This is a genomic window from Marinobacter xestospongiae, assembly GCF_023156385.1.
Lineage (GTDB): Bacteria > Pseudomonadota > Gammaproteobacteria > Pseudomonadales > Oleiphilaceae > Marinobacter > Marinobacter xestospongiae.
This window is the reverse complement of the sequence record NZ_JAKZAK010000021.1, coordinates 1-20,753: the sequence shown is the minus strand read 5'-3', so window position 1 is coordinate 20,753 and position 20,753 is coordinate 1. Positions and strand designations below refer to the sequence as shown.

At 63.4% G+C, this 20,753-nt stretch carries 21 protein-coding genes; 11 read left to right on the top strand and 10 right to left on the bottom strand.

Annotation, left to right across the window (positions count from 1 at the left end; all coding sequences use genetic code 11):
• Positions 1-230 precede the first annotated feature (230 nt).
• Entirely contained in the window at positions 231-2,528 is a 2,298-nt protein-coding gene (locus MLD24_RS15175; RefSeq protein ID WP_248167654.1) for a CehA/McbA family metallohydrolase, read from the top strand.
• Between the two features lie 36 nt (positions 2,529-2,564).
• On the opposite strand, the gene MLD24_RS15170 is transcribed toward MLD24_RS15175, so the two are convergent.
• Positions 2,565-3,119 (bottom strand): gamma carbonic anhydrase family protein, encoded by a 555-nt coding sequence (locus tag MLD24_RS15170; RefSeq protein ID WP_248167651.1) that lies wholly within the window; start codon positions 3,117-3,119, stop codon positions 2,565-2,567.
• 100 nt (positions 3,120-3,219) lie between these two features.
• Here MLD24_RS15170 and prlC point away from each other — a divergent pair, with 100 nt between their 5' ends.
• From prlC to MLD24_RS15120, 10 genes are all read left to right on the top strand, one after another.
• Entirely contained in the window at positions 3,220-5,265 is a 2,046-nt protein-coding gene (prlC, locus tag MLD24_RS15165; RefSeq protein ID WP_227172989.1) for an oligopeptidase A, read from the top strand.
• Positions 5,266-5,328: 63 nt separating this feature from the next.
• Positions 5,329-5,568 carry a YheV family putative zinc ribbon protein gene (locus tag MLD24_RS15160; RefSeq protein ID WP_248167648.1) on the top strand — a complete coding sequence of 80 codons (240 nt, stop codon included), beginning with the start codon at positions 5,329-5,331 and terminating at the stop codon, positions 5,566-5,568.
• Positions 5,569-5,745: 177 nt separating this feature from the next.
• Complete coding sequence (locus tag MLD24_RS15155) at positions 5,746-6,876, top strand: ion channel (protein ID WP_248167645.1); 1,131 nt, start codon at positions 5,746-5,748, stop codon at positions 6,874-6,876.
• A 3-nt stretch (positions 6,877-6,879) separates the two neighbouring features.
• Positions 6,880-7,290 (top strand): YbjN domain-containing protein, encoded by a 411-nt coding sequence (locus MLD24_RS15150; protein ID WP_248167642.1) that lies wholly within the window; start codon positions 6,880-6,882, stop codon positions 7,288-7,290.
• A complete protein-coding gene (locus tag MLD24_RS15145) occupies positions 7,287-8,009 on the top strand; it encodes a PspA/IM30 family protein (protein WP_248167639.1) in 723 nt (240 codons plus the stop codon). Before MLD24_RS15150 ends, MLD24_RS15145 begins: the two co-directional genes overlap by 4 nt.
• A gap of 5 nt (positions 8,010-8,014) precedes the next feature.
• Entirely contained in the window at positions 8,015-8,629 is a 615-nt protein-coding gene (locus MLD24_RS15140) for a DUF4178 domain-containing protein (RefSeq protein WP_248167636.1), read from the top strand.
• Positions 8,630-8,634: 5 nt separating this feature from the next.
• Entirely contained in the window at positions 8,635-9,504 is an 870-nt protein-coding gene (locus MLD24_RS15135) for a DUF350 domain-containing protein (protein WP_248167633.1), read from the top strand.
• A gap of 4 nt (positions 9,505-9,508) precedes the next feature.
• Positions 9,509-10,084 (top strand): hypothetical protein, encoded by a 576-nt coding sequence (locus tag MLD24_RS15130; protein WP_248167630.1) that lies wholly within the window; start codon positions 9,509-9,511, stop codon positions 10,082-10,084.
• 18 nt (positions 10,085-10,102) lie between these two features.
• The gene (locus tag MLD24_RS15125) at positions 10,103-10,330 is read left to right on the top strand and encodes a hypothetical protein (RefSeq protein ID WP_248167625.1); all 228 of its coding nucleotides are present in this window, start codon (positions 10,103-10,105) and stop codon (positions 10,328-10,330) included.
• A 5-nt stretch (positions 10,331-10,335) separates the two neighbouring features.
• Complete coding sequence (locus MLD24_RS15120) at positions 10,336-11,874, top strand: polyamine aminopropyltransferase (protein ID WP_248167623.1); 1,539 nt, start codon at positions 10,336-10,338, stop codon at positions 11,872-11,874.
• A gap of 38 nt (positions 11,875-11,912) precedes the next feature.
• On the opposite strand, the gene MLD24_RS15115 is transcribed toward MLD24_RS15120, so the two are convergent.
• From MLD24_RS15115 to MLD24_RS15075, 9 genes are all read right to left on the bottom strand, one after another.
• Positions 11,913-13,235: a Na+/H+ antiporter family protein gene (locus MLD24_RS15115; RefSeq protein ID WP_248167621.1), complete on the bottom strand. Its 1,323-nt coding sequence runs from the start codon at positions 13,233-13,235 to the stop codon at positions 11,913-11,915.
• Positions 13,236-13,354: 119 nt separating this feature from the next.
• Positions 13,355-13,594: a DUF1653 domain-containing protein gene (locus tag MLD24_RS15110; protein WP_248167618.1), complete on the bottom strand. Its 240-nt coding sequence runs from the start codon at positions 13,592-13,594 to the stop codon at positions 13,355-13,357.
• 16 nt (positions 13,595-13,610) lie between these two features.
• Positions 13,611-13,997 carry a DoxX family protein gene (locus tag MLD24_RS15105; protein ID WP_227172985.1) on the bottom strand — a complete coding sequence of 129 codons (387 nt, stop codon included), beginning with the start codon at positions 13,995-13,997 and terminating at the stop codon, positions 13,611-13,613.
• Between the two features lie 72 nt (positions 13,998-14,069).
• Positions 14,070-14,504, bottom strand: a complete 435-nt coding sequence (locus tag MLD24_RS15100) for a group I truncated hemoglobin (protein ID WP_248167616.1) — start codon at positions 14,502-14,504, stop codon at positions 14,070-14,072.
• Positions 14,505-14,527: 23 nt separating this feature from the next.
• Entirely contained in the window at positions 14,528-15,403 is an 876-nt protein-coding gene (locus MLD24_RS15095; protein WP_248167613.1) for a DUF3034 family protein, read from the bottom strand.
• On the bottom strand, positions 15,400-17,760 hold the full coding sequence (locus MLD24_RS15090; RefSeq protein WP_248167610.1) for a putative bifunctional diguanylate cyclase/phosphodiesterase: 2,361 nt from the start codon (positions 17,758-17,760) through the stop codon (positions 15,400-15,402). Before MLD24_RS15090 ends, MLD24_RS15095 begins: the two co-directional genes overlap by 4 nt.
• A complete protein-coding gene (locus MLD24_RS15085; RefSeq protein ID WP_248167607.1) occupies positions 17,761-18,432 on the bottom strand; it encodes a methylamine utilization protein in 672 nt (223 codons plus the stop codon).
• 29 nt (positions 18,433-18,461) lie between these two features.
• A complete protein-coding gene (locus MLD24_RS15080) occupies positions 18,462-19,106 on the bottom strand; it encodes a hypothetical protein (RefSeq protein ID WP_248167604.1) in 645 nt (214 codons plus the stop codon).
• 187 nt (positions 19,107-19,293) lie between these two features.
• On the bottom strand, positions 19,294-20,634 hold the full coding sequence (locus MLD24_RS15075) for an MATE family efflux transporter (protein WP_248167600.1): 1,341 nt from the start codon (positions 20,632-20,634) through the stop codon (positions 19,294-19,296).
• Between the last annotated feature and the right edge of the window lie 119 nt (positions 20,635-20,753).

Here is a 20,753-nt window from a genome sequence, read left to right as displayed (position 1 = left end):
GTTTGCGGACTTTTCAATGGCTGATATTTGATCGACATCAAGGAATGGTTCTGCGTCGAAAATGCACTAATCTACTCTTATTTTGATTGAACGATTAATCAATATTTCCGTTTGTCAACATTGAACGACCGTTCAATGCCTCGTACCCTGCCTGTCGTTCGGGCTGCCACCAAGCAATAACAACGATGCCAACACGGCCCGCCAACACACGTAGGCTAGGAGAAGATTTCATGCAGACAGCATTCAAGTCGACGGCGAGAACCCTGAGTGTGACCCTGGGTCTTTCCCTTGCCGGCTGCCAGACCTTGGCCGGAGTTTCGGTTGAACGCGGACCCACGCCCCTGCGCAGTGGTGATGCCACCGCCAGCACCGATATCCAGCTCCGCAACGACCACCTGGTGGCGTCCATCGCCGTTGATTCGGCTCCGCCCTGGGGCGTGGCACCGGGTGGCATTATCGATGCGGCGCCGGTGCACAACGGCGAGCCGGCCCGGGACAAGGTGTCGCTGATTGATTTCATCCCCAACAACTGGTCCAGCTGGCCCACCACCTACCAGGAATTCACTATCGTCGAGGACGGCCCTGAGCGGGGCGTGGTGGAAGTTCGCCGTGACTGGGAAGGCGTCCAGCTGACCACCACCTACACCCTGGCGGCCGGGTCGGACCGCATCCACGTGGTCACCGAAATGGCCAACGACGGTGACAAGGCCTACGACGACATCCTCTCGGGTTACGTGATGTGGCCGGACGGTGGTCACCTGTTCGGCCCGGCAGGCATGCACGGCGCCGAGGAAGGTCCGACCGATCAGGCTTTCGCCGACTGGTCCGCCGCTTACGATGAGGACTGGGGTTTTGTCCTGCACGCCCCCTACATGAGCCACATCGATTACGACGCCCGCGACCTGTACCTGCAGCACGATCTGGCTCCGGGAGCGTCCCGCACTTTTGAAGGCTGGGTTCAGGTGCTGCCGGATGGCAGTATTGCCCGCGCCGTTGCCGCCGAGGTGGAACGCAAGGCACTGCCGGCCGGTCAGGTGTCTGGCCAGGTGGAAACCGCCAGCGGTGATCCGGTGACCACCCCGGTGATCGTGGTGGAACGTGATGGCCAGCCCTATGCCTGGGCTCTGGGGGATCAGGGCCGTTATCAGCTGCAGCTGCCGGTTGGCGACTATCAGCTCTACGCCACCGCGCGCAGTCACGCCGACAGCACACCGGTGGCGATCACGGTGACCGCCGATGGCCGGCAGCAGGTGGATTTCAACGACGTGCAAGCGCCGGGCAAGGTGCGGTTCCAGGTTCAGGACAGCGCCAGCGGCGAGCCGCGGGACGCGCGCCTGACCATCCGCGAGGGCCAGATGCCACTGGTGGGCTTCCTGGGCAAGACCACCTACTTCACCGAGCTCAACGAGGTTGGCCAGCGGGAAGTGGCCATTGCGCCGGGGGACTATGTGTTTGAGGTCGCCCACGGTGAGAACTTCCTCAGCCAGGCCACCCGCGCGCAGGTGCAGGTCAGCTCCGGAGAGACCGCCAAGGAGGTGGTGGACATTCACCAGAACACCGCACCCAACCGCCGTGACTGGTACTCCGCCGACATGCACCACCACTCCGATGTGCTGGACGGTTTCACGCCGCCGGAGTACGCCATCCGCTCCGAGCTGTCCGCCGGCCTGGACCTGGTACTGCTGCTGGACCACGACACCACCCGCAACCTGGCTGAGGCCGCACGTCTGACGGCCGCCCGTGGTGTGCCGTTCATCCCGTCGATCGAGATCTCGGCGTCCTGGGGCCACTTCAATCCCTACCCCATCGACCCGAACGCGGACTACCAGATCAATTCCGGTGAAGCGCCGATCCAGGACATCATTGCCCAGCGTGACGCGCTGGGTGCCGACGCCATTCAGGTCAACCATCCGTACATCAAGTACGGCTACTACACCAATCTGGAAAACGGCACCGCCACCGGTGGTTACTTCCCCCGTTTTGACCTGATGGAGATCAACGCCGAAGGCGAGTATGAGAAGACCTTGCGCAAGGCCTGGGACCACTGGAGCCATGGTGAGCGGGTTTACCTCAGCGCCGGCTCCGATGTCCACGACGTCTGGCAGCACCGTTCCGGTTCGGTGCGGGCCTATGCCCAGGTGGCTGGTGAAGTGAGTGCGGAGAGCTTTGTGGCGTCGTTGCGGGACGGCCATGCCTTCGTGACCTTTGGTCCGCTGGTGTATCCGGATCACCTGTTCGGCGAGGATCTGACCTACCCTGAGGGCGAGCAGACCACGTTGGGCTTTGATCTGGCGGCCGCCAACGGCCTGGCGACGATCCAGCTGATTGGTGACGGTGGCCAGGTGGTGGCCGAGCGTGAGTTTGACGATGCGCCGACCCAGGCCCGGGCTGAGTTCGATATCACCGTCGATGGCGACACCTTCTACGCCGTCGTGGTGGAAGACAGCGAGGGCAAACAGGCGTTCTCCAACCCGATATGGATTGACGCCATGAGCCACCGTCCGGCCCCGGAAGCAGACGGGGAGTAACGGAATGAACGCGGGGTGGTTACTCACCCCGTGGTTTTATCCGAAGGATGGGGTCTCGCCGTCGGCGAGGTACTCGTCCTTCAGTTTGACGTAGTTGGCGGCGGTGTATTTGAAAAAGGAACGCTCCTTGTCCGTCAGTGCCCGGGCCTGCTTGCAGGGGGAGCCGACGTACAGGTAGCCGGAGGCCAGGCGCTTGCCCGGTGGCACCAGGCAGCCAGCCGCCACAATCACTTCGTCCTCCACCACCGCGCCGTCCATGATGGTCGCGGCCATGCCCACCAGCACCCGGCTGCCGATGGTGCAGCCATGCAGCAGGGCCTTGTGGCCAACGGTGACGTCATCACCCAGAATCAGCGGCCAGCCCCCGGGGTTGTAGTCGCTGGCGTGGGTAATGTGCAGCACGGAACCATCCTGCAGACTACAGCGGTTGCCGACGCGAATCTGGTGCATATCACCGCGAATCACCGTCATCGGCCACACCGAGCAATCGTCCCCCAACACCACATCGCCGATCACCACCGCACTGGGATCGACCCAGGTGCGTGCGCCAAACTGTGGCGTGGTACCCTTGTGAGAACGGACATTCGCCATTACATATACCTCTGTATTCCTGTGGAGTCGGGCGCCCCGGAAACGGGTGGCCGGATGGCAATCAAATTACCTGACAATGCGAGCACTGAGAAGGGGACCTATGACTAACCCACTGCTGACCGACGACCTGCTGCCAGCCTTTGGCCGCATCCGCACCGAGCATATGGAGCCGGCAATCGACCAGATTCTCAGTGACAACCGGATGCAGATCCAGGATCTGGCGCAACAGCAGGAGCCGACCTGGGACACCCTGGCCCAGCCGATGCAGGCGCTCGATGATCGCCTCAACAACGCCTGGGCGGTGATCTCCCACCTCAATGCGGTGATGAACAGCGATGACACCCGCCAGGCCTACAAGAACTGCCTCGAGAAGATCACCGAGTACGGCACCGAGCTGAGCCAGAACACCGAGCTGTGTGGCGCCTACAAGGCCCTGGCCGCGCGGGAGGATTTTGCCGAGCTGCACCCGGACCAGCGCAAGGCGATTGAGAACACCCTGCGGGATTTCCGTCTTGGCGGTGTCGATCTGCCGGACGAGCAGAAGCAGCGTTACGCCCACCTGTCGCGGGAACTGGCGGAGCTGTCCAACAAGTTCAGTGACAACGTTCTCGACGCCACCCAGCACTGGTACTGCCACATTACCGACGTGGAAGAGCTGGCCGGGGTGCCGGAAACCGCCATCGAGGGTGCCCGTCAGGCGGCCCGTCAGCGCGACCTGGACGGCTACGTCATCACCCTGGATTTCCCCAGTTTCTATCCGGTGATGACCTACGGTGATAACCGTGATCTGCGTCGTCGCGTCTACGAGGCCTTTGTTACCCGCGCTTCCGACATGGGACCGGACGCTGGCAAGTGGGACAACTCCCAGGTGATGGCGGAAATTCTCAAGCGCCGCCACACCCAGTCCCAGCTGTTGGGGTTCAACAACTACGCCGAACGCTCGCTGGCCACCAAAATGGCCCGTAGCGTTGACGAAGTCATGGACTTTCTCAACCAGCTGGCGGCCCGCTCCAAGCCGGTGGCGGAGCAGGACGTGGCGGCGCTGAAGGCGTTTGTTCGTGACACCTACGGGGTGGAGGAACTGGAAGCCTGGGACATCGGCTACTACAGCGAGAAGCTGCGTCAGCAGCGTTACGACATCTCCCAGGAAACCCTGCGGCCCTGGTTCCCGGTGGACAAGGTGGTGCCGGGCCTGTTCGCGGTGGCTGAGAAGCTGTTCGGTGTGCAGATTGAGGCCCAGCCCGAAGTGGAAACCTGGCACCCGGACGTTCACGCCTACCGCATCAGCCGCGACGGTCAGCCCATCGCCTGGTTCTACCTTGACCTGTTCGCCCGTCAGGGCAAACGCGGTGGTGCCTGGATGGCCGATTGCCGGGTCCGCTGGCGCAACCAGCAGGGCCACCTGCAGCTGCCGGTGGCCTTCCTGACCTGCAACTTTACCCCGCCGGTGGATGGCAAGCCGTCGCTGCTGACCCACGACGAGGTCACCACCCTGTTCCACGAATTTGGCCACGGCCTGCACCACATGCTGACCCAGGTGGAAGTGGCGGACGTATCCGGTATCAACGGCGTCGCCTGGGACGCGGTGGAACTGCCCAGCCAGTTCCTGGAGAACTGGTGCTGGGATCAGCAGTCCCTGGCACTGATTGCCAGCCACCACGAGACCGGTGAGCCCCTGCCCCAGGCACTGCTGGACAAGCTGTTGGCGGCGAAGAATTTCCAGTCCGGCATGCAGATGGTGCGGCAGTTGGAATTCTCGCTGTTCGATTTCCGGCTCCATGCCGAGTTTGATCCGCAGTCGCCGGTGCAGCCACTGGAAGTGCACCGTCAGGTGCGTCGTGAGATCGCGGTGGTGGAGTCCCCGGCCTTCAACCGCTTCCCCAACAGCTTTTCCCACATTTTTGCCGGCGGCTACGCGGCCGGCTACTACAGCTACAAGTGGGCGGAAGTGCTGGCGGCGGACGCCTTCTCGCTGTTCGAGGAGCACGGCATCTTCGATCCGGAGACCGGCCACTCGTTCCTGGCGAACATTCTGGAAAAAGGCGGGTCACAGGAACCGATGGCCCTGTTCAAGGCGTTCCGCGGTCGCGAGCCGGAAGTGGACGCCCTGCTGCGGCAGTCCGGCATCACCGGCGACGCCGCCTGAGATTCCGGGCCCGGCCTTGGTGCCGGGCCCGGGCAGACCACACCAATTGATGAGAGCAGACTGATGGCGAGCCCCAAACGATTCATCGCCGGCGCGGTCTGTCCCCGCTGTGCGGAGATGGACAAGATCGTGATGTACAGCAACGACGACGGCCAGTTCCGCGAATGCGTAGCCTGCGGCTACCACGACAAACAGGGTGAGGCCGAGGTCGCCGAACTCGACACCCGGGTCAACCAGCGCAGCAACCGCGACGATCACACTGTCAAACAGGTGGTGTTCTTTAAGGCCGGCCAGGAGGACTAGGGAGCCCTTTTATTCCGGACTACGGGTGTGGCTGATGTTCCCCCGTAGCAAACCTGGATTGCACGCGTTAGTATAGGCCCGCGCATCGGGCCGGATATTGCCCGCTACCAATGGATCACCACGACAGGATGTCAGACAGGAGTCAGCAGCACTCAGGGATTGGGTGTGTCAGTCAACATGTTCCTTCGTCTCTTGCTTCGCCGACGGGCTCACGTAAACATCACCCGCCATCTGGACCGCAACATGAAGGTGCGGCTGCAGCGCGCCCTGGCCTGGTTGCTGGGGCTGTCGGGACTGCATGTGCTGGCTATGGTCCTGCTCGAAGGACTGACGCCGGGGGATGCCCTGTGGCTGACCCTGACCACGCTGACCACGGTTGGCTACGGCGATCTGTCGGCCGCCACCCCTGCCGGCCGTCTGGCCACCACCGTTCTGCTCTATTTCGCCGGTATTACCCTGTTGGCGCAGTTGGCCAGCGACTACATCGATTACCGTCTCAAGCAAAAAGACTACATGATCAAAGGCCTGTGGAGATGGCGTATGAAAGACCATGTACTGATCGTGAACAGCCCTGCGCGCAACCCCGCGGTCTATTTCCAGCGCTTGGTGGACCAGCTCCGGGCCACCGACCAGTTTGCCGACCGGCCGGTGCTGATTCTGACCGACGCCTTTCCGGATGGCCTGCCGGCGAGGCTGCGGGAACAGGGTGTGGTTCACTACCACGGTGAATCCTCGGATCGGGCGTCACTGGCGGCGGTGGACCCGGCGGACGCCCGTGCCATCATCGTGCTGGCCCAGGACGAGTACAGCCGGGTATCCGACAGTGTCACCCTGGATGTGCTGATGCAGCTGAACGACCTGTGCCACCAGCGTCTGCCCTACACCGTGGCGGAGAGTGTGGAAGAGGACAATCGCCGGCGGGCCGAAGCGGCCGGTGCCAACACCACCCTGCGACCGGTCCGTGCCTATCCGGAGATCCTGGTGCGGGCGCTGGTGGCGCCGGGGGCGGAAAAAATCCTGGAAAACCTGTTCACCCACCACGACGATCACACCATGCGCTACCCGGTGACGCTGCATCAGGTGCAGTGGTCTGACGTGGCATGCCAGCTGCTCACCGCTGGCATGGGCACGCTGATGGCCTATGTCACTGATACCGGCCATGTTGAGTGCCATCCGGCACCGGACCATCGTTTCAGTGCCAGCGCACTGATCCTGATGGTGCGGGAGGAAGCCATACCCACGGCGCACCAGGTTCGCGAGGCCCTCGCCGACTTGACCGCTACCCCTGATCAACCAAGGAGCGACTGATCCATGACAACCCCGTTTGAGACCGTTAAGCAGTACCTGCAGCAACTGCCGGTTACGGTAGTGAGTGAAGACGCCGATGACCAGCTGGTGGTCGTTGAGGCCCCGCGCCAGGGTGTCCATCACCTGGTGCTGGACTGCGAGGACGACATTCTGGTGATCGAGCAGGTCATCGCCGATCTGCCGGCGGCGGATGCCGACTGTTACCGCACCCTGCTGCAGATCAATCGTGAGCTGGTCCACGGCGCGCTGTGCCTGGATGAAGCCGGTACCCGGCTGATTTTCCGGGATACCCTGCAACTGGAAAACCTGGACCTGAACGAACTCGAAGGCTCCATCAACGCCCTGAGCCTGATGCTGGCGGAACACGCCGACCAGCTGATCCGTTACGCCCGCCAAGGAGGAGAGGTCGCATGAACCTGTTCAAACGTCTGTTCAAGTTCGGCTCTGCCGAAGCCCATTCCGCCCTCGATCAGCTTGAGGACCCGATCAAGATGAGCGAGCAGGCCATCCGCGACCTGAAGCGGGACCTGGACAAGAGCATTCAGAGCCTGGCCGAGGTCAAGGCCATTGCGATCCGCAGTCGCCGTGAGCTGGAAACCGCCACCGCCGAGGCTGAGGACTACAAGGTCAAGGCGATGACGCTGGTACAGAAAGCGGCCAGCGGCGAACTCGACCAGGCCGAGGCCGACCGCCTGGCGTCCCGGGCGCTGGAGCAGCAGGGCCAGGCTCAGCAACAGGCGGAACGCCAGCGTGGTGAGAAAGACAAGTACGACCGTCTGGCCGCTGACCTGGAGCACAAGATCCAGGATCTCAAGGGCCAGATCGGCCAGTGGGAGAACGAGCTCAAGACCCTGAAGGCCCGTGCCAAGGTCAGCAGTGCCACCAAGAAGATCAACCGCCAGATGGCCCAGGTGGACTCCTCCTCCACCATTGCCACCCTGGAGAAAATGCGCTCCAAGGTGGAGGAAGAGGAGGCTCTGGCGGAATCCTACGGCAGCATGATCGGCAGCTCCCGTTCGCTGGATGACGAGATTGACCAGGCTCTTGGCGGCAGTGCCTCCGGCAGCGATGCCCTGGCCAAGCTGAAAGCGGAGATGGCGGCCTCATCCGGTAAGACGGATTCGGGGGCCTGATCGTCATGGTGCTGGAACTGTTGCTGCTGGCTGTCCTGGTGGTGCTGGCGTACGTGGCCTATCGACAATGGTCGAATCAGGGGGGCGGTGTCTCGGCACCGGCCCCGACCGGCCCCGGTGGGATTGAGCAGGTCGGTGTGGGTGGGGTGATCCAGTTGCCCCCCTTCGGCGACGACCTCGACCCGCGGGACGTCGAGGTCACCGCCCGCCATGTTTACGACCAGGACGGTTACCGCTGGTACGAACTGGAGGGCCAGAGCGGTTCCGGCACCGTGTGGCTGGACGTGGAACGGGACGACGAGCTGGAAACCAGTGTGACCCTGAAGCGCCTGCGACTGGACGAAATCGGACTGGCGGCGGAGGCGGTGGAACAGCTGAAGCCGGGGGCGCGGGTCGAGTTCGACGGCCGCGTTTTTCACCTGGGGGAACAGGGCCGGGCCCGGTTCCTGCCCAATGGCGACAGTGCCCGCGCGGAGACCCTGGTGTTCTGGGATCTGGAGGGCGAGGACGATCGCCACGATCTGAGCATTGAACGCTGGGACCAGGAGTATCGGGTCTACCTGTCCCAGCGCCTGTCCCCCGAGCGTATTCGGGTCTATCGAACCAGCCACCCGGAGTAAAGCCCATGGATCTGGATCTGACCCTGTCTATTGCCCCTTTCGTGACCCCGTTTTTCCGCAGTGCGGCCATGCTGGCGCTGTTCCTGCTGATGTTTCTGGTGGCGAAGTACCTGAAACGCTTCCTCACCCCCTATAACCTGGAACATCAGCTTACCGGCAAGGACAACCTGGCCCAGGCCACCAGTCTGGCGGGCTATTACATCGGCTTTACCGCGGTGTTCTGTGGTGCCTATCTGGGCCCCAGTGCCGGGCTGTTGTGGGATCTGCTGGCGGTGGCCGGCTACACCCTGCTGGGGATGGCGCTGCTGAACCTGTCGCGGATTCTCAACGATCGTCTGGTGTTCCGCGGCTTCTCCATGGTGACGGCCATCCGTGACCACCACAACGTCTCTGCCGGAGTGATCCAGGGGGCCAATTACGTGGCGTCCGGCCTGGTGGTGGCCGGCGCGGTCCACGGCGAGGACGGCGGTGTGCTGACGGCGCTGGTGTTCTACCTGGTCGGTCAACTGGCGTTGCTGCTGTTCAGCCGTCTCTATGAGCGTCTGACCCCCTACTCCATCCACCGGGAAATCGGTGACGGCAACCTGGCCGCTGGCCTCGGGTTTGGCGGCAGCATGGTGGCCATCGGACTGGTGATTCTGGCGTCCCTCAACGGTGACTTTGTCAGTTGGAGTTACAACTTGGGCTGGCTTGGCATCAACCTGCTGGGGGTGTTCCTGTACCTGTTCCTGGTCCGCTGTTTCTTCGATCGGGTGGTGATCAGCCACGACGACCTCAACAAGGAAATCGCCGAGGATCGCAACGCCGGCGCCGGCTTGCTGGAGTGCACCCTGGCGGTGAGTTTTGCCACAGTTCTTTTCTTCATGATCGGGTGAGTCCATGCGTTCAATTCTAGAAGACCTGCCGCTGGCCCGACTGCTGCTGCTGTTCGGCGTCCTCTGCCTGATCACCTCGCTGGTCATTGGCTGGCTGCCGGGGGATCAGCACCAGCGTGAACAGCTGTCCCTCAATGGCGGCCTGGTCGGGCCGATCCACATCGATGACCATAACACCGTGCTGCACACCTCGGTGGCCGCCGACCTGCCCATCAACAGCTGGAGCTCGGTGACGCTAGGCCTGCTGGATCAGGACAAGCGCTACCTGACCGGGTTTGGCGACAGCCTGTGGTTCGAGGAAGGGGTGGATTCCGAGGGTTATTACTGGCGCGAGGCGTATTCCCGCTACGACGCCAAGATCACTGTCCCCAGCCCTGGTGAGTACTACCTGCAGGTCACCACCGAGGACAATCTGAGTGAGCGCCAGCGCGCCGGCCGTTACCTCGATGTTGAGGCGGACACCCGTGGCATGAGTGCCATACCCCACCGGGTAGGTGCGATCATTGCCATTGTCCTGCTGGTGGTGCTGCTGGTGCTGCGTCACCGCGCCCAGTTGCAAGAAATGATCTCCGAATACTAACCGACACGGATGTAAACCATGCCTTTGAAAACCGGTGTCGCGCTGGCCCTGCTGGCCGTTATCTATCTGGGACTGTTCAGTTGCAGCAGCCATGGCTACGGCTATGCCGGCTACGGCGGTTACCATAACGGCCCCTCGATGTGGTACTTCGGCGGGCCACGCCACTACTACACCAATCAGAGTATCCGCAACCAGAGTCTGGGCGGTCCCGGTGACCGCGGCAGCGGCATTCACTACGGCAAATGACCAGCGTGACCACCTCCGACCAGGCGCTGCTGCGGCAGAAGCGGGTGCTGATTGGCTCGATCCTGATTGCCGGGCTGTGCTCGATCATCTACGAGCTGCTGATCAGTACCACCGCGTCCTACTTTCTCGGTGACAGCATCCGTCAGTTCTCCATCACCATCGGCCTGTACATGGCGGCGATGGGCCTGGGGTCCTGGCTGTCGCGCTGGATCAACGGCAATCTGTTACTGGCGTTCATTGCAGTGGAACTGGTGCTGGGGCTGATCGGTGGCCTGTCGGTGCCGTTCATGTACCTGGCCTATGCTTTTACCGATCTGATCCAGCCCACCATGATCCTGCTGATTGTCCTTGTGGGTACCCTGACCGGGCTGGAGGTGCCGCTGCTGACGCGGATTCTGGAGAACCAGGACATCCTGGCGAAGAACCTGTCCAACGTGCTGTCGCTGGATTACCTGGGGGCCCTGCTGGCCACCCTGGCGTTTCCGTTTCTGGTGTTGCCGTGGATGGGCGTGTTCCAGTCGTCGCTGGTGTTTGGCCTGCTCAACATCGCCCTGGGTCTGCTGAACCTGTGGTATTTCGCGCCCCAGCTGGCGTTGCCCCGACGTCGTATCCTTGGGCTCTCTGGTCTGACCGTGACGGCGTTCCTGGTGCTGCTGCTGGTGTTCTCCAAGGGGCTGCTGGATCAGTGGTCCAACAGCCTCTACGGCGATCGCATTGTCTACCGCGAACAGACCCCGTACCAGACCATCGTGATGACCCGCTACAAGGAAGACCTGCGGTTGTTCCTCAACGGCAACCTGCAGTTCTCTTCCATCGATGAGTATCGCTACCACGAAGCCCTGGTCCACGTGCCGCTGTCCCAGCATCCGGCGCCCAAGCGGGTGCTGCTGCTGGGGGCCGGAGACGGCCTGGCGGTGCGTGAGCTGCTGAAATACCCTGCGGTGGAGACCATCACCCTGGTGGACCTGGACCCGGCGATGGTGGCGCTGGCGCGGCAGGACCTGCGGCTGCGGGCGCTCAATGGTAACAGCCTGAATGACCCCCGGGTGACGACGGTGGCGGAGGACGCCATGGTGTACCTAGACCGCGGTCAGCAGCGCTTCGATGTGATTCTGGCGGACCTGCCAGACCCCAACAACGTGTCCCTGGCCCGACTCTACAGCCGGGAATTCTATCGCCTGGTGCGCCAGCATCTGGCGCCGGGAGGCATCTTCACCACCCAGGCCACCAGCCCGTATTTCGCCACCAAGGCGTTCTGGTCGGTGAAGGCGTCACTGGACGCTGCCGGCTATCCCCAGGTGGTGCCTTACCACGTGCAGGTGCCGTCGTTTGGTGAATGGGGCTTTGTTTACGCTCGGGTCGCTGAGGGTTCGTTGACGCCAAAACCCATTGAGGTAGAAACCCGCTACCTGGATCAGACCACCGTGGCAGAAGCTTTGACCTTCGAGCGGGACCTGAGGCCGACGGGATCGGTGGCGGTCAGCTCCCTGGACAGCCCCACCATCCACGACTACTACATGGACAGCTGGTCCTACTGGCACTGACGGCGATCCACCGCCAGTGCCATCGGGACACTGGCGCGTCAGAGCACCATTGCCGCGAGCCAGCCAAACACCAGCAGCGGCAGGTTGTAGTGCAGGAACGTGGGCACCACGGTGTCCCAGATGTGGTTGTGCTGGCCGTCGACGTTGAGGCCGGCGGTGGGGCCGAGGGTGGAGTCCGACGCCGGGGAACCGGCATCCCCCAGGGCGCCTGCGGTGCCCACCAGTGCCAGGATGGCGAGCGGGCTGAAGCCCATCTCCAGGGCCAGCGGCACGTACAGGGCGGCGATGATGGGAATGGTGGAGAACGACGAGCCGATCCCCATGGTGATCAGCAGCCCCACCACCAGCATCAGCAAGGCAGCCAGCGCCTTGTTGTCACCAATGGCTGCGACCGAGCCTTCCACCAGTGAGGCGATTTCGCCGGTTTCCCGCATCACTTCGGCAAAGCCGGAAGCGGCGATCATGATGAAACCGATCATCGCCAGCATCTTCATGCCTTCGGTGAACAGGTCGTCGGCCTCCTTCCACTTCACCACGCCGGACAGGTTGAACAGCACAAAGCCGGTCAGCGCGCCGAGGATCATGGAGCCCAGCCACAGTTGCACCACGAACGCGGCGACAATGGCCACCAGTGCCATCACCAGGGTGCGGCCGCTGTAACTGACGTCTACCCGCTCGGTCTGGCCAATGGCCTCCAGGTCGTAGTCGCGGTTGCCGCGGTAGCTGACAAACACCGCCACCAGCAGGCCGGTGAGCATGCCCAGGGCCGGCAGCGCCATGGCGGACATGACATTGAGGCCGTCGGTGGCAACACCGTTGTCGTTGACGTTGGCCAGCAGGATCTCATTCAGATAGATGCCACCGAAACCCACCGGCAGGAACATGTAGGGGGTGATCAGGCCGAAGGTCAGGACACAGGCCACCAGCCGGCGATCCATCCGCAGTTTCGCCATCACGTACAGCAGCGGCGGCACCACCAACGGAATAAAGGCAATGTGGATCGGCAGAATGTTCTGGGACGACATCGCCACGGCGATCAGCAGGCCCACGATCAGCAGGCGGATACCGGTAACGGCCTTGCCGTCGTCCTGTCGGCCCACCAGCGCCAGGGCTTTATCGGCCAGGGCGTGGGCCAGACCGGACTTGCCGATGGCCACGGCGAACGCGCCCAGGGTGGCGTAGGACAGCGCCACTGTGGCGCCACCGCCGAGACCACTGTTGAAGGCGTCAATGGTGGCTTCGAGAGACAGGCCGCTGATCAGGCCACCGGCAATGGCGCCGATGATCAGGGCAACGACGACGTGAATGCGGCACAGGCTCAGTACGAGCATGATCCCGACCGCGGCAACAACGGCATTCATGGCAGACTCCGGGTGTTGGTCGGAGCCTTGGCCGTGCCGGCGGGCCCCGTGGACAAAAGTGACGGGGCGGTAATGTGCAGGATTTGCCCCCGCGAGTCAAAGCGGGGGCGGTGGACGCTTCAGTCGGCGTTGGGGTTCAGCATGGGCCCCTGGTAAGCGAATCGTGGCACCAGTTCGCCGGCGACTTCCACGGTTTCCCGGAACATCGACAGCGGGCGGACCCACAGGCTGTTGTCACCGTAGAGGCAGCGGTAGACCACCAGTGGCTCTTCGGTTTCGCTGTGACGGGCCACGCCCAGCACTTCGTAATCCCGGCCCTTATAGTGGCGGTAGCGGCCGATGGCGACGGATGGGGTCATAATATGATGGCCTTGCTCAGTTCTTAAGTTTGTAGCGACCGGGGCCGAGGAAAATCACCGCCAATGCAGTGAACAGGAAGAAGCCCTGCAGCTCCAGCGCCCAGCCCCCGCTGCGACTCAGCGCCAGCAGCTCATGGGTGTGGACCAGCGCGATGGCTACCAGCATGTTGAACACGATGATCAGTGCCCCGATGCGGGTCTGGTAGCCCAGGATCACCATCAACGGCGCCAGGATCTCGCCAATATAGACGCCGTAGGCAAGCACGGTCGGCAGACCATGGCTGGCCAGTTGGCCTTCGATGAAACCAACACCGTTGAGCAGCTTGGCAATGCCGTGGAACAGCAGCAGGCAGCCCAGGGTCAGGCGAATGATCAGTTTTCCCAGATCGGCGTTATCCAGCAAGGGGGTCTCCTAGTGACGGCGGCGCAGTGAAGGGTTATAGACCTGTCTAGCTTACCGCGGGCGTCTTGGCTGTCAAAGATTACGAACCTCCGGATACAGCGCTATCAGCCGCGCCAGCAGCCGGTTCTGGACGCCGGTGGCTATGCCGTTGCGTTCCATCGCCAGTACTAGGTTCTCCGTCAGCGCGTTGAACTCGGTGTCGGTGATGGCCATCTCGGCGTGCAGGGGGCGCATGGCGCGACCGCTGTAGGTACAGGGGCCGCCGGCGAGCTGACACAACTGGTCGGTGAGGTGGCGGTGGAAGCTGACCACGTCGAGGCCGCGGAACTGGCGGTTGATGCGGTCGTCGTCAACGATCAGGTACAGCAACTCCTCCACCACGTCGGCGATGCCGCTGCGGGCACCCAGATCCTGGTAGAGGGTGTCGTCCGGCGCTGCGACCGGTGTCTGGCAGCCTGCCGTGACGGCCAGTATCAGGATCAGCAGCCAGGGGCGAATGGGGGTCATGGCGTCCTCCTGCTTGGTGGCGGTCAGAAGCTGACCTGCAGCGACACATAGGCACCTTGCTGGTGCTGCAGGCCGGCAATGTCACCGAGGTCGACCCAGGCGGCGGTGACCGCCAGCCGGCGGTCCGGCACCCAGGCCAGGAACAGGTCCCACCAGTCCTGCTCGTCGGCGAACGTCAGGTTGTCGGGCTTCTGGCGATATTCCAGGCCCACCAGCCAGTGCCGGTTCAGGAACACCCCGACGCTGGCCTCGGCCATCAGTTCATGGTCGTTGTTACGGTCACCGCCAAACCCCAGCAGACCGCCCTGATTGGCCCGCGTGGCCCGCACCGTAGCGTTGAGCAGCAGGTTGCGATCAAGCACCGCGGCAAACAGCAGTTTGCTGGCGCTGAGGTAGACATCGGTTCCCTGGTCGTCCCGGGCGCCGATGGCTTCGGGCACCAGGAAGGTCCGGTTGCGTTTGTGCTGCAGGCCCAGGGACCATTGCCCCAGAGGGCTGTAGAGCACGTCTCCCCAAAGCCTCAGTTTGGCACCGACGATGTCCTGGCGCAGCTGGTCCTGCTCCAGGCCGAAATCCTCCTTGAGGGCGAAGACCAGGCTGTCCAGGTCCAGGGTCTGGCGACCGATGCTCAGCTCCAGGCGGTTACGCCAGTTGAATGAGGCGGCGGCCACATCGAGGCTGTAGTCGTCGCTTTCCAGCCGGGACAACGCCAGAGTACCGCCCCATTCCCGATCACTGGCGTAACCGCTGAGCAGGGCCCAGGGCACCAGGCCACCGCCGGCACTGCCGTCAATGGTGGTGACGCCCCCGGTGGCCCACAGCCGGCTGCCCGGACTGGCCTGACCGGCGGTGCTCAGCAGCAGGGTCAGGCAGGCAAGCACCAGGCGAAAGGCCGTCATGAGTCGGACTCCGTCGGCTCGGTGTTGGTGTGGGGGATCAGGGCATCGCGGCTCTCCGCCAGGGTTCGTACCCAGCCGGCCAGCTCATCCGCCGGCATGGGGCGGGCCAGGAAATAGCCCTGCCCCAGGTCACAGCCCCAGCTTTGCAGCAGCTGCCAGCTGGTCAGGTTCTCAATACCCTCCGCCACTACCCGCAGCCCCAGGCCGTGGGCCATGTTGATGGTGGAGCGGACAATCCACTGATCCTGATCGTCTTCCTGCAGATCGAGCACAAAGGATTTGTCGATCTTCAGCTCCTGTACCGGTAGCTTGCGTAACTGGGACAGCGAGGAATGCCCGGTGCCGAAATCGTCGATGGACAGTTTCACCCCGGCCTTGCGCAGCCGGGTGAGGGTTTCCAGGGCGGTGACGGTGTCCTCCATCACCGCGCTTTCGGTGACTTCCATGGTCACGGACGACAGCCCGCCGGGATAGTTGGCGAATATGGCCAGCACGTCGTCCACCAGTTCGGGACGGGACAGGTCCAGTGCCGACAGGTTGATGGCAGGGCCGATCTGCAGGCCGCGATACCACCACTGGCTGGCATCGCGGGCAATCTGGCCGAGGATGTAGCGGGTCAGCTCGTGAATCTGGCCGGACCGTTCCGCCAGCAGGATGAACTCGTCCGGTGAGATGAAGCCATATTCCGGGTGCACCCACCGTACCAGCGCCTCCACCTGCACCAGCTCGCCACTGTCGAATGCCACCTTGGGCTGGTAATGCATGTGCAGGCCGTCGTTGCGGATGGCGCTTTGCAGCTCCTGGATCAGCCGCAGCTCCCGCAGCCGGAACTCGTCCTCGCCGGGGGTGTAGAAGGCCACCCGGTCGCTGCGATGGCCGGCGGCTTCCAGGGTCAGGTTGAGCCGGCGGCGAATTTCATCCACGGTGGTGGCATCCCGTGGGACCTGGAGCACCGCAAACCGGCACTGCACCGAGAACGGGGTCTGCTCGATCTGCAGCGGCTGTTCGGCATTGGCTTTGAGAGCCTTGATCAGGTTTTCCAGACGGTGGCCGTCGAGCCGCTCCTGCAGCGCGACGAACTCGTTGGCCCCGGTGCGGGCAAAGATTGCCGGGGGTGGCACCTGGCTTTGCAGGCGCAGTCCGGTAGCTGTCAGCACTTTGTCACCGAAACTCAGCCCCAGGGTGTCGTTGATCTCGCTCAGGGCCTGTACCGACATGCCCACCACCGTGACCTCATCGCCTCTTTCCAGGCGTTTGCGCAGCGCCTGCACCATGGCCAGTCGGTTGAGCAGGCCGGTGATCTCGTCATGGCTGGCGGCAAATTCGATGCGCTGTTCCCGCTGCAGGATCTTGCGCTGCATCTTCTCCAGGGTGTCTTCCAGTACCGCCAGTTCACCGTAGCTTGGGGTGGCCGGTGCCCGTGGGTTGAGGTTGTCGCCAATGTCGGCGGCGTAGTGGGCCAGGGACAGAATCGGCTTACCCAGTGCCCGGGCCGCCAGCACCGCAATCACAATGGCCAGCAGCAGACTGGTGCCGATCAGTGCCGAGATCTTGATGGCCTGCTGGCGATAGCTGTTCAGGGCGTCCCGCCGATCGATCATCAGAATGGCGTCAAAGTCCTCATCCCCGGTCTGTCCCAGATGAATCAGCCGTTGGAAGAAATGGATGTCGTTGTGGGGCAGGTCGCGCTCGTGACTGTGCAGCAATGGTGGTGGGTTGGCCAGGCTGCTGGCGAGCAGTTGATCGATGCCGGTTGAGTGGTCATGGTGGCGAAAGGCGATGTCGGTGCCGGCCAGCCGGCGAATGTTGCTGGTGAGTGCGGCATTGAGCTTGAAACCCGCCAGCAGTCGGGCCCGCAGTCCGGCCGCTTCAATGGGGATCAGCAGCATCTCGTAGCCGTCGCCGCCCCAGGCCAGAAAGCCGCGATTGTTTGCCGGAGGCACGGTGGCGTCCAACAGCGTCAGGAAGGGCGCCGGCAGTTCCGCGCCAAGGGCCTGGGTGGCTGCCAGCAGCCGGTTGTTGCGGTCCAGCACCAGGGCAAGATCGGCACCGGCGCGTTGGCTGTGGTTGGCCAGCGCGCTGTCGAGGGTGGCACGTTCGCCACTGGCTATCGCTGCACGGAAGCCGAAGTCCTGGCTCACCAGTTCAAGCTGGTTCTGGAGGGTGTCGGCGCGGTTCTCCAGCACCGCCTTCACCACCCGCTCGGCAACGGTCAATTGGGCGATGGCCCGCTGCTTCTCATCTTCAAACAGCTGCACCATCGTCAGCACGCCAATGGACAACCCCACCAGGATAACCAGGGTGGTCAGCGTCAGTACCAGACGGCCGCGGAATCCGATCTCCCCCACCCTCAGCATCTACAGCTCCCGGAACCGCTGTTGCAGCCGGTCGAGAGCGTTGTTGGCCGGGGGCGGTGGTTGCAGTTCCAGGGCGATCCGATGGTGGGCGGGCAACGGTTCACCCAGGGTGAGTGGCTGGAACCGGGTGTTGTCCGGCAGCCGCCGATGCCAGTAGCGCAGGGTCAGCGGTGCCTTGGGGCTGGGCAGGGTGACCAGCCCGGCGGCGCCGGAGCGCCAGGACTGAGCGGCCTCGGTCACCAGCACAAACCCCTGCATGTGGTCGTGAATGTTGCAGCCCAGCTCCACCACGCCGGTAGTATCGAAGCGGATGGGGGCCTCGGGCCGGTCGGCGTACAGTTTCAGTTCGAACGGTTTGGCGGGTGAGAAGGAGTAGACGTGGTGTTGGGTGTCGTCGCGGTTGGGAAAGTCCACGGTTGATCCGACCGGTACGGTGAGCACTCCGGGCCGGAACTGGCGGTCGCGCTGCTCGATTTCGGCCTTGACCGGGTTGGGTTCCGACGGTGAGACCGCGACCACCACCACGTCCGACACCGGTTCACCGCTGCCGGCGTCGACAAAGCGCAGGGTCAGACCACTGGCCAGTGCCGTGGCCGACCAGGTAGCTGCCAACAACAGCCAGCACAGGAGCAAGAGGCCGCATCGGCTGGTGCGCATGGGCGGTGGTGTCATGGCCGTCGGCTTCCTGTCGGGACCGGGGGTCAGAGCGTTCCCAGGGAGAAGCGGATGTGGTTGCGGACCAACAGGTTCTCCCAGTAGTCCCGCATCCAGTCCCAGGCGTCCTGGCGGGCCTGCTGGACGAAGGGATTGAGGTCCAGCTCGTAGTAATCCGGGGTGCCGGCAATCTGCATCACCGTCACCACGATGGACTGATCCAGCTCGTTGGAGAATGGCTCCCCAATCAGCTGATGTACCAACAGGTTGGCCCGGGTGGCCTCCATGTCCACCAGCTGGCTGGAGCGGGTGGAACGATTGTTCTCATACATTTCCTCCATCAGCCGGTGGCACAGATAGGAGCGCACCAGCAGGCTGTCCAGGCCCTCGTAGCGGGCCAACAGCGGCGACGGCTGGGTGAAGTACCGGGTGGCGGCGTCGATGAACGGGACGAACAGATCGGCACAGCCGGCATCGCTGGCGCAGGTATCGACGAAGTCGATCAGCCGGGGCGCCATCTCGATGTACTCCAGGGCGAACTGGAACAGGCAGGTGGCGGGCTGGTAACCCTCCACCGCGATGCTGTCAGGCAGCTCTTCCGCCTTGAGTCTCAAAAGCCGGAAAAACTCACCGGAACGGGCTTCCTGCCGACGCGCCTGGTCAATGATGTCGAGCACTACTGCTGGTGTCATATCAGGAGATGCCGTTAACTGAACGGAGTAGGGTCGCAAGGCGCCTCCCCTTGTTCGGTGCTGTCGATGCTCCAGGCGAACGGGCTGGCTACCACGTCATGCCTGCCGTCGGGCCGTTTCCAGAACTGGTTGCTGGCCTCCTGAAGCAAGTGTAGTTGGTTTTCACCAAACTGCCTGTCGCGGCGGTTTATGTGAACCAGGTTTCATTTTGGTGATGCCGATGGAACAGCCAGGCCATGCTGCCGGCCCGGGCCAGCATCAGACCAATGAGCGCAAACCACAGCCCATGGTTGCCCCAGTCGGTGGTCAGCCACCACAGCGGCAGAAACACCACCAGGGCCGAGAACAGCATGGTGTTCTGCATCTCCCGGGTGCGGGTGGCGCCAATGAAGATGCCGTCCAGCAGGAACCCGCCCATGGCAGCAAGCGGCAGACACCAGAGCCAGGGCAGGTAGTGCCAGGCGGTGTGGCGCACGGAATCGATGCTGGTGAGCAGGCTGATCAGCCAGGGGCCGGCGGCCACGAACACCACGGTAAACAGCACCGACCCCCATAAGGTCCAGCGCAGCGCGCTGCGGCAGACGGTGTAGAAACCGTCGCGATCGCCCTGCCCCACCCGTTCCCCGACCATCGCCTCGGCGGCGTTGGCGAAGCCGTCCAGGCCGTTGGAGATGACCATCAGGAAGGTGATCAGTACCGCGTTGGCGGCGAGGACCACATCGCCCTGGCGGGCGCCCTGGGCGGTAAAGAACGCCAGCACCAGCAGCAGGGTGACGGTGCGCACCAGGATATAGCGGTTGACCTGGAGGATGCGGCGGTAGTCCGCCAGTCGGCCCAGCAGCGCCCGGCCCAGTCGCTGGCCTGCCGGCACCCGTCGCAGCACCAGCCAGAAGCCGAGGCCGGAGGCGGTGTACTCCGCTGCCACGGTGGCCAGGGCCACGCCGTTGCTGTACCAGCCCAGAACCGTCACGAACAGCAGATCCAGCAGGATGTTGAGGGTATTGGCGGCAATCAGCATCAGCATTGGCCCGCGAGGGTACTGGGTGCCGATCAGCCAGCCCACCAGGGTGTACTGGCACAGCACTGCCGGGGCGCTCCAGATGCGGATGGCGGCGTAGTCGCGGGCCAGTTCGGTGACCTCCGGACTGGGGTTCATCAGCCACAGACCAAGCCGGATCAGCGGCTGATGCAGCAGGATCAGCAGGCCGCCAATGGTCAGTGCCAGCACCAGTGAACGTACCAGCAGCGCAGTCTGCTCAAAGTCATCGCGGCGGCCGTAGGCCTGGGCTGCCAGCCCGGTGGTGCCCATCCGCATGAAGCCGAAGGTCCAGTACAGCAGGGTGAACAGGTTGGCGCCGATGGCCACCGCACCAAGGTAGTCGGGCTGGTCCAGATGGCCGAGCACGGCGGTATCCACCAGCCCCAGCAGGGGCACCGTGAGATTGGTCAGCATCAACGGCCAGGCCAGGGCCCAAAGACGACGGTCGACCGCCGGCAGGCGCAGGGGGAAAAGGCCGGTTTGGGACATGGGGCGACGGTCTCGGGGTGGCGAAGTGGAACGGCGGTAGCGTAGTGTCCCGTCTGGTTAATTCGTTAGCTTACTGCTTGTCTCTGAGGGTTCTGACCAAGGCGCCGCTGTGCCGATGT

Coding starts and splice junctions, on each gene's coding strand:
- MLD24_RS15100 (WP_248167616.1), bottom strand. CDS start 14,504: ATGACCCCCATTCGCCCCTGGCTGCTGATCCTGATACTGGCCGTCACG.
- MLD24_RS15125 (WP_248167625.1), top strand. CDS start 10,103: ATGCCTTTGAAAACCGGTGTCGCGCTGGCCCTGCTGGCCGTTATCTAT.
- MLD24_RS15090 (WP_248167610.1), bottom strand. CDS start 17,760: ATGCTGAGGGTGGGGGAGATCGGATTCCGCGGCCGTCTGGTACTGACG.
- MLD24_RS15155 (WP_248167645.1), top strand. CDS start 5,746: ATGTTCCTTCGTCTCTTGCTTCGCCGACGGGCTCACGTAAACATCACC.
- MLD24_RS15140 (WP_248167636.1), top strand. CDS start 8,015: ATGGTGCTGGAACTGTTGCTGCTGGCTGTCCTGGTGGTGCTGGCGTAC.
- MLD24_RS15175 (WP_248167654.1), top strand. CDS start 231: ATGCAGACAGCATTCAAGTCGACGGCGAGAACCCTGAGTGTGACCCTG.
- MLD24_RS15080 (WP_248167604.1), bottom strand. CDS start 19,106: ATGACACCAGCAGTAGTGCTCGACATCATTGACCAGGCGCGTCGGCAG.
- MLD24_RS15160 (WP_248167648.1), top strand. CDS start 5,329: ATGGCGAGCCCCAAACGATTCATCGCCGGCGCGGTCTGTCCCCGCTGT.
- MLD24_RS15135 (WP_248167633.1), top strand. CDS start 8,635: ATGGATCTGGATCTGACCCTGTCTATTGCCCCTTTCGTGACCCCGTTT.
- MLD24_RS15115 (WP_248167621.1), bottom strand. CDS start 13,235: ATGAATGCCGTTGTTGCCGCGGTCGGGATCATGCTCGTACTGAGCCTG.
- MLD24_RS15130 (WP_248167630.1), top strand. CDS start 9,509: ATGCGTTCAATTCTAGAAGACCTGCCGCTGGCCCGACTGCTGCTGCTG.
- MLD24_RS15110 (WP_248167618.1), bottom strand. CDS start 13,594: ATGACCCCATCCGTCGCCATCGGCCGCTACCGCCACTATAAGGGCCGG.
- MLD24_RS15095 (WP_248167613.1), bottom strand. CDS start 15,403: ATGACGGCCTTTCGCCTGGTGCTTGCCTGCCTGACCCTGCTGCTGAGC.
- MLD24_RS15075 (WP_248167600.1), bottom strand. CDS start 20,634: ATGTCCCAAACCGGCCTTTTCCCCCTGCGCCTGCCGGCGGTCGACCGT.
- MLD24_RS15145 (WP_248167639.1), top strand. CDS start 7,287: ATGAACCTGTTCAAACGTCTGTTCAAGTTCGGCTCTGCCGAAGCCCAT.
- prlC (WP_227172989.1), top strand. CDS start 3,220: ATGACTAACCCACTGCTGACCGACGACCTGCTGCCAGCCTTTGGCCGC.
- MLD24_RS15085 (WP_248167607.1), bottom strand. CDS start 18,432: ATGACACCACCGCCCATGCGCACCAGCCGATGCGGCCTCTTGCTCCTG.
- MLD24_RS15150 (WP_248167642.1), top strand. CDS start 6,880: ATGACAACCCCGTTTGAGACCGTTAAGCAGTACCTGCAGCAACTGCCG.
- MLD24_RS15170 (WP_248167651.1), bottom strand. CDS start 3,119: ATGGCGAATGTCCGTTCTCACAAGGGTACCACGCCACAGTTTGGCGCA.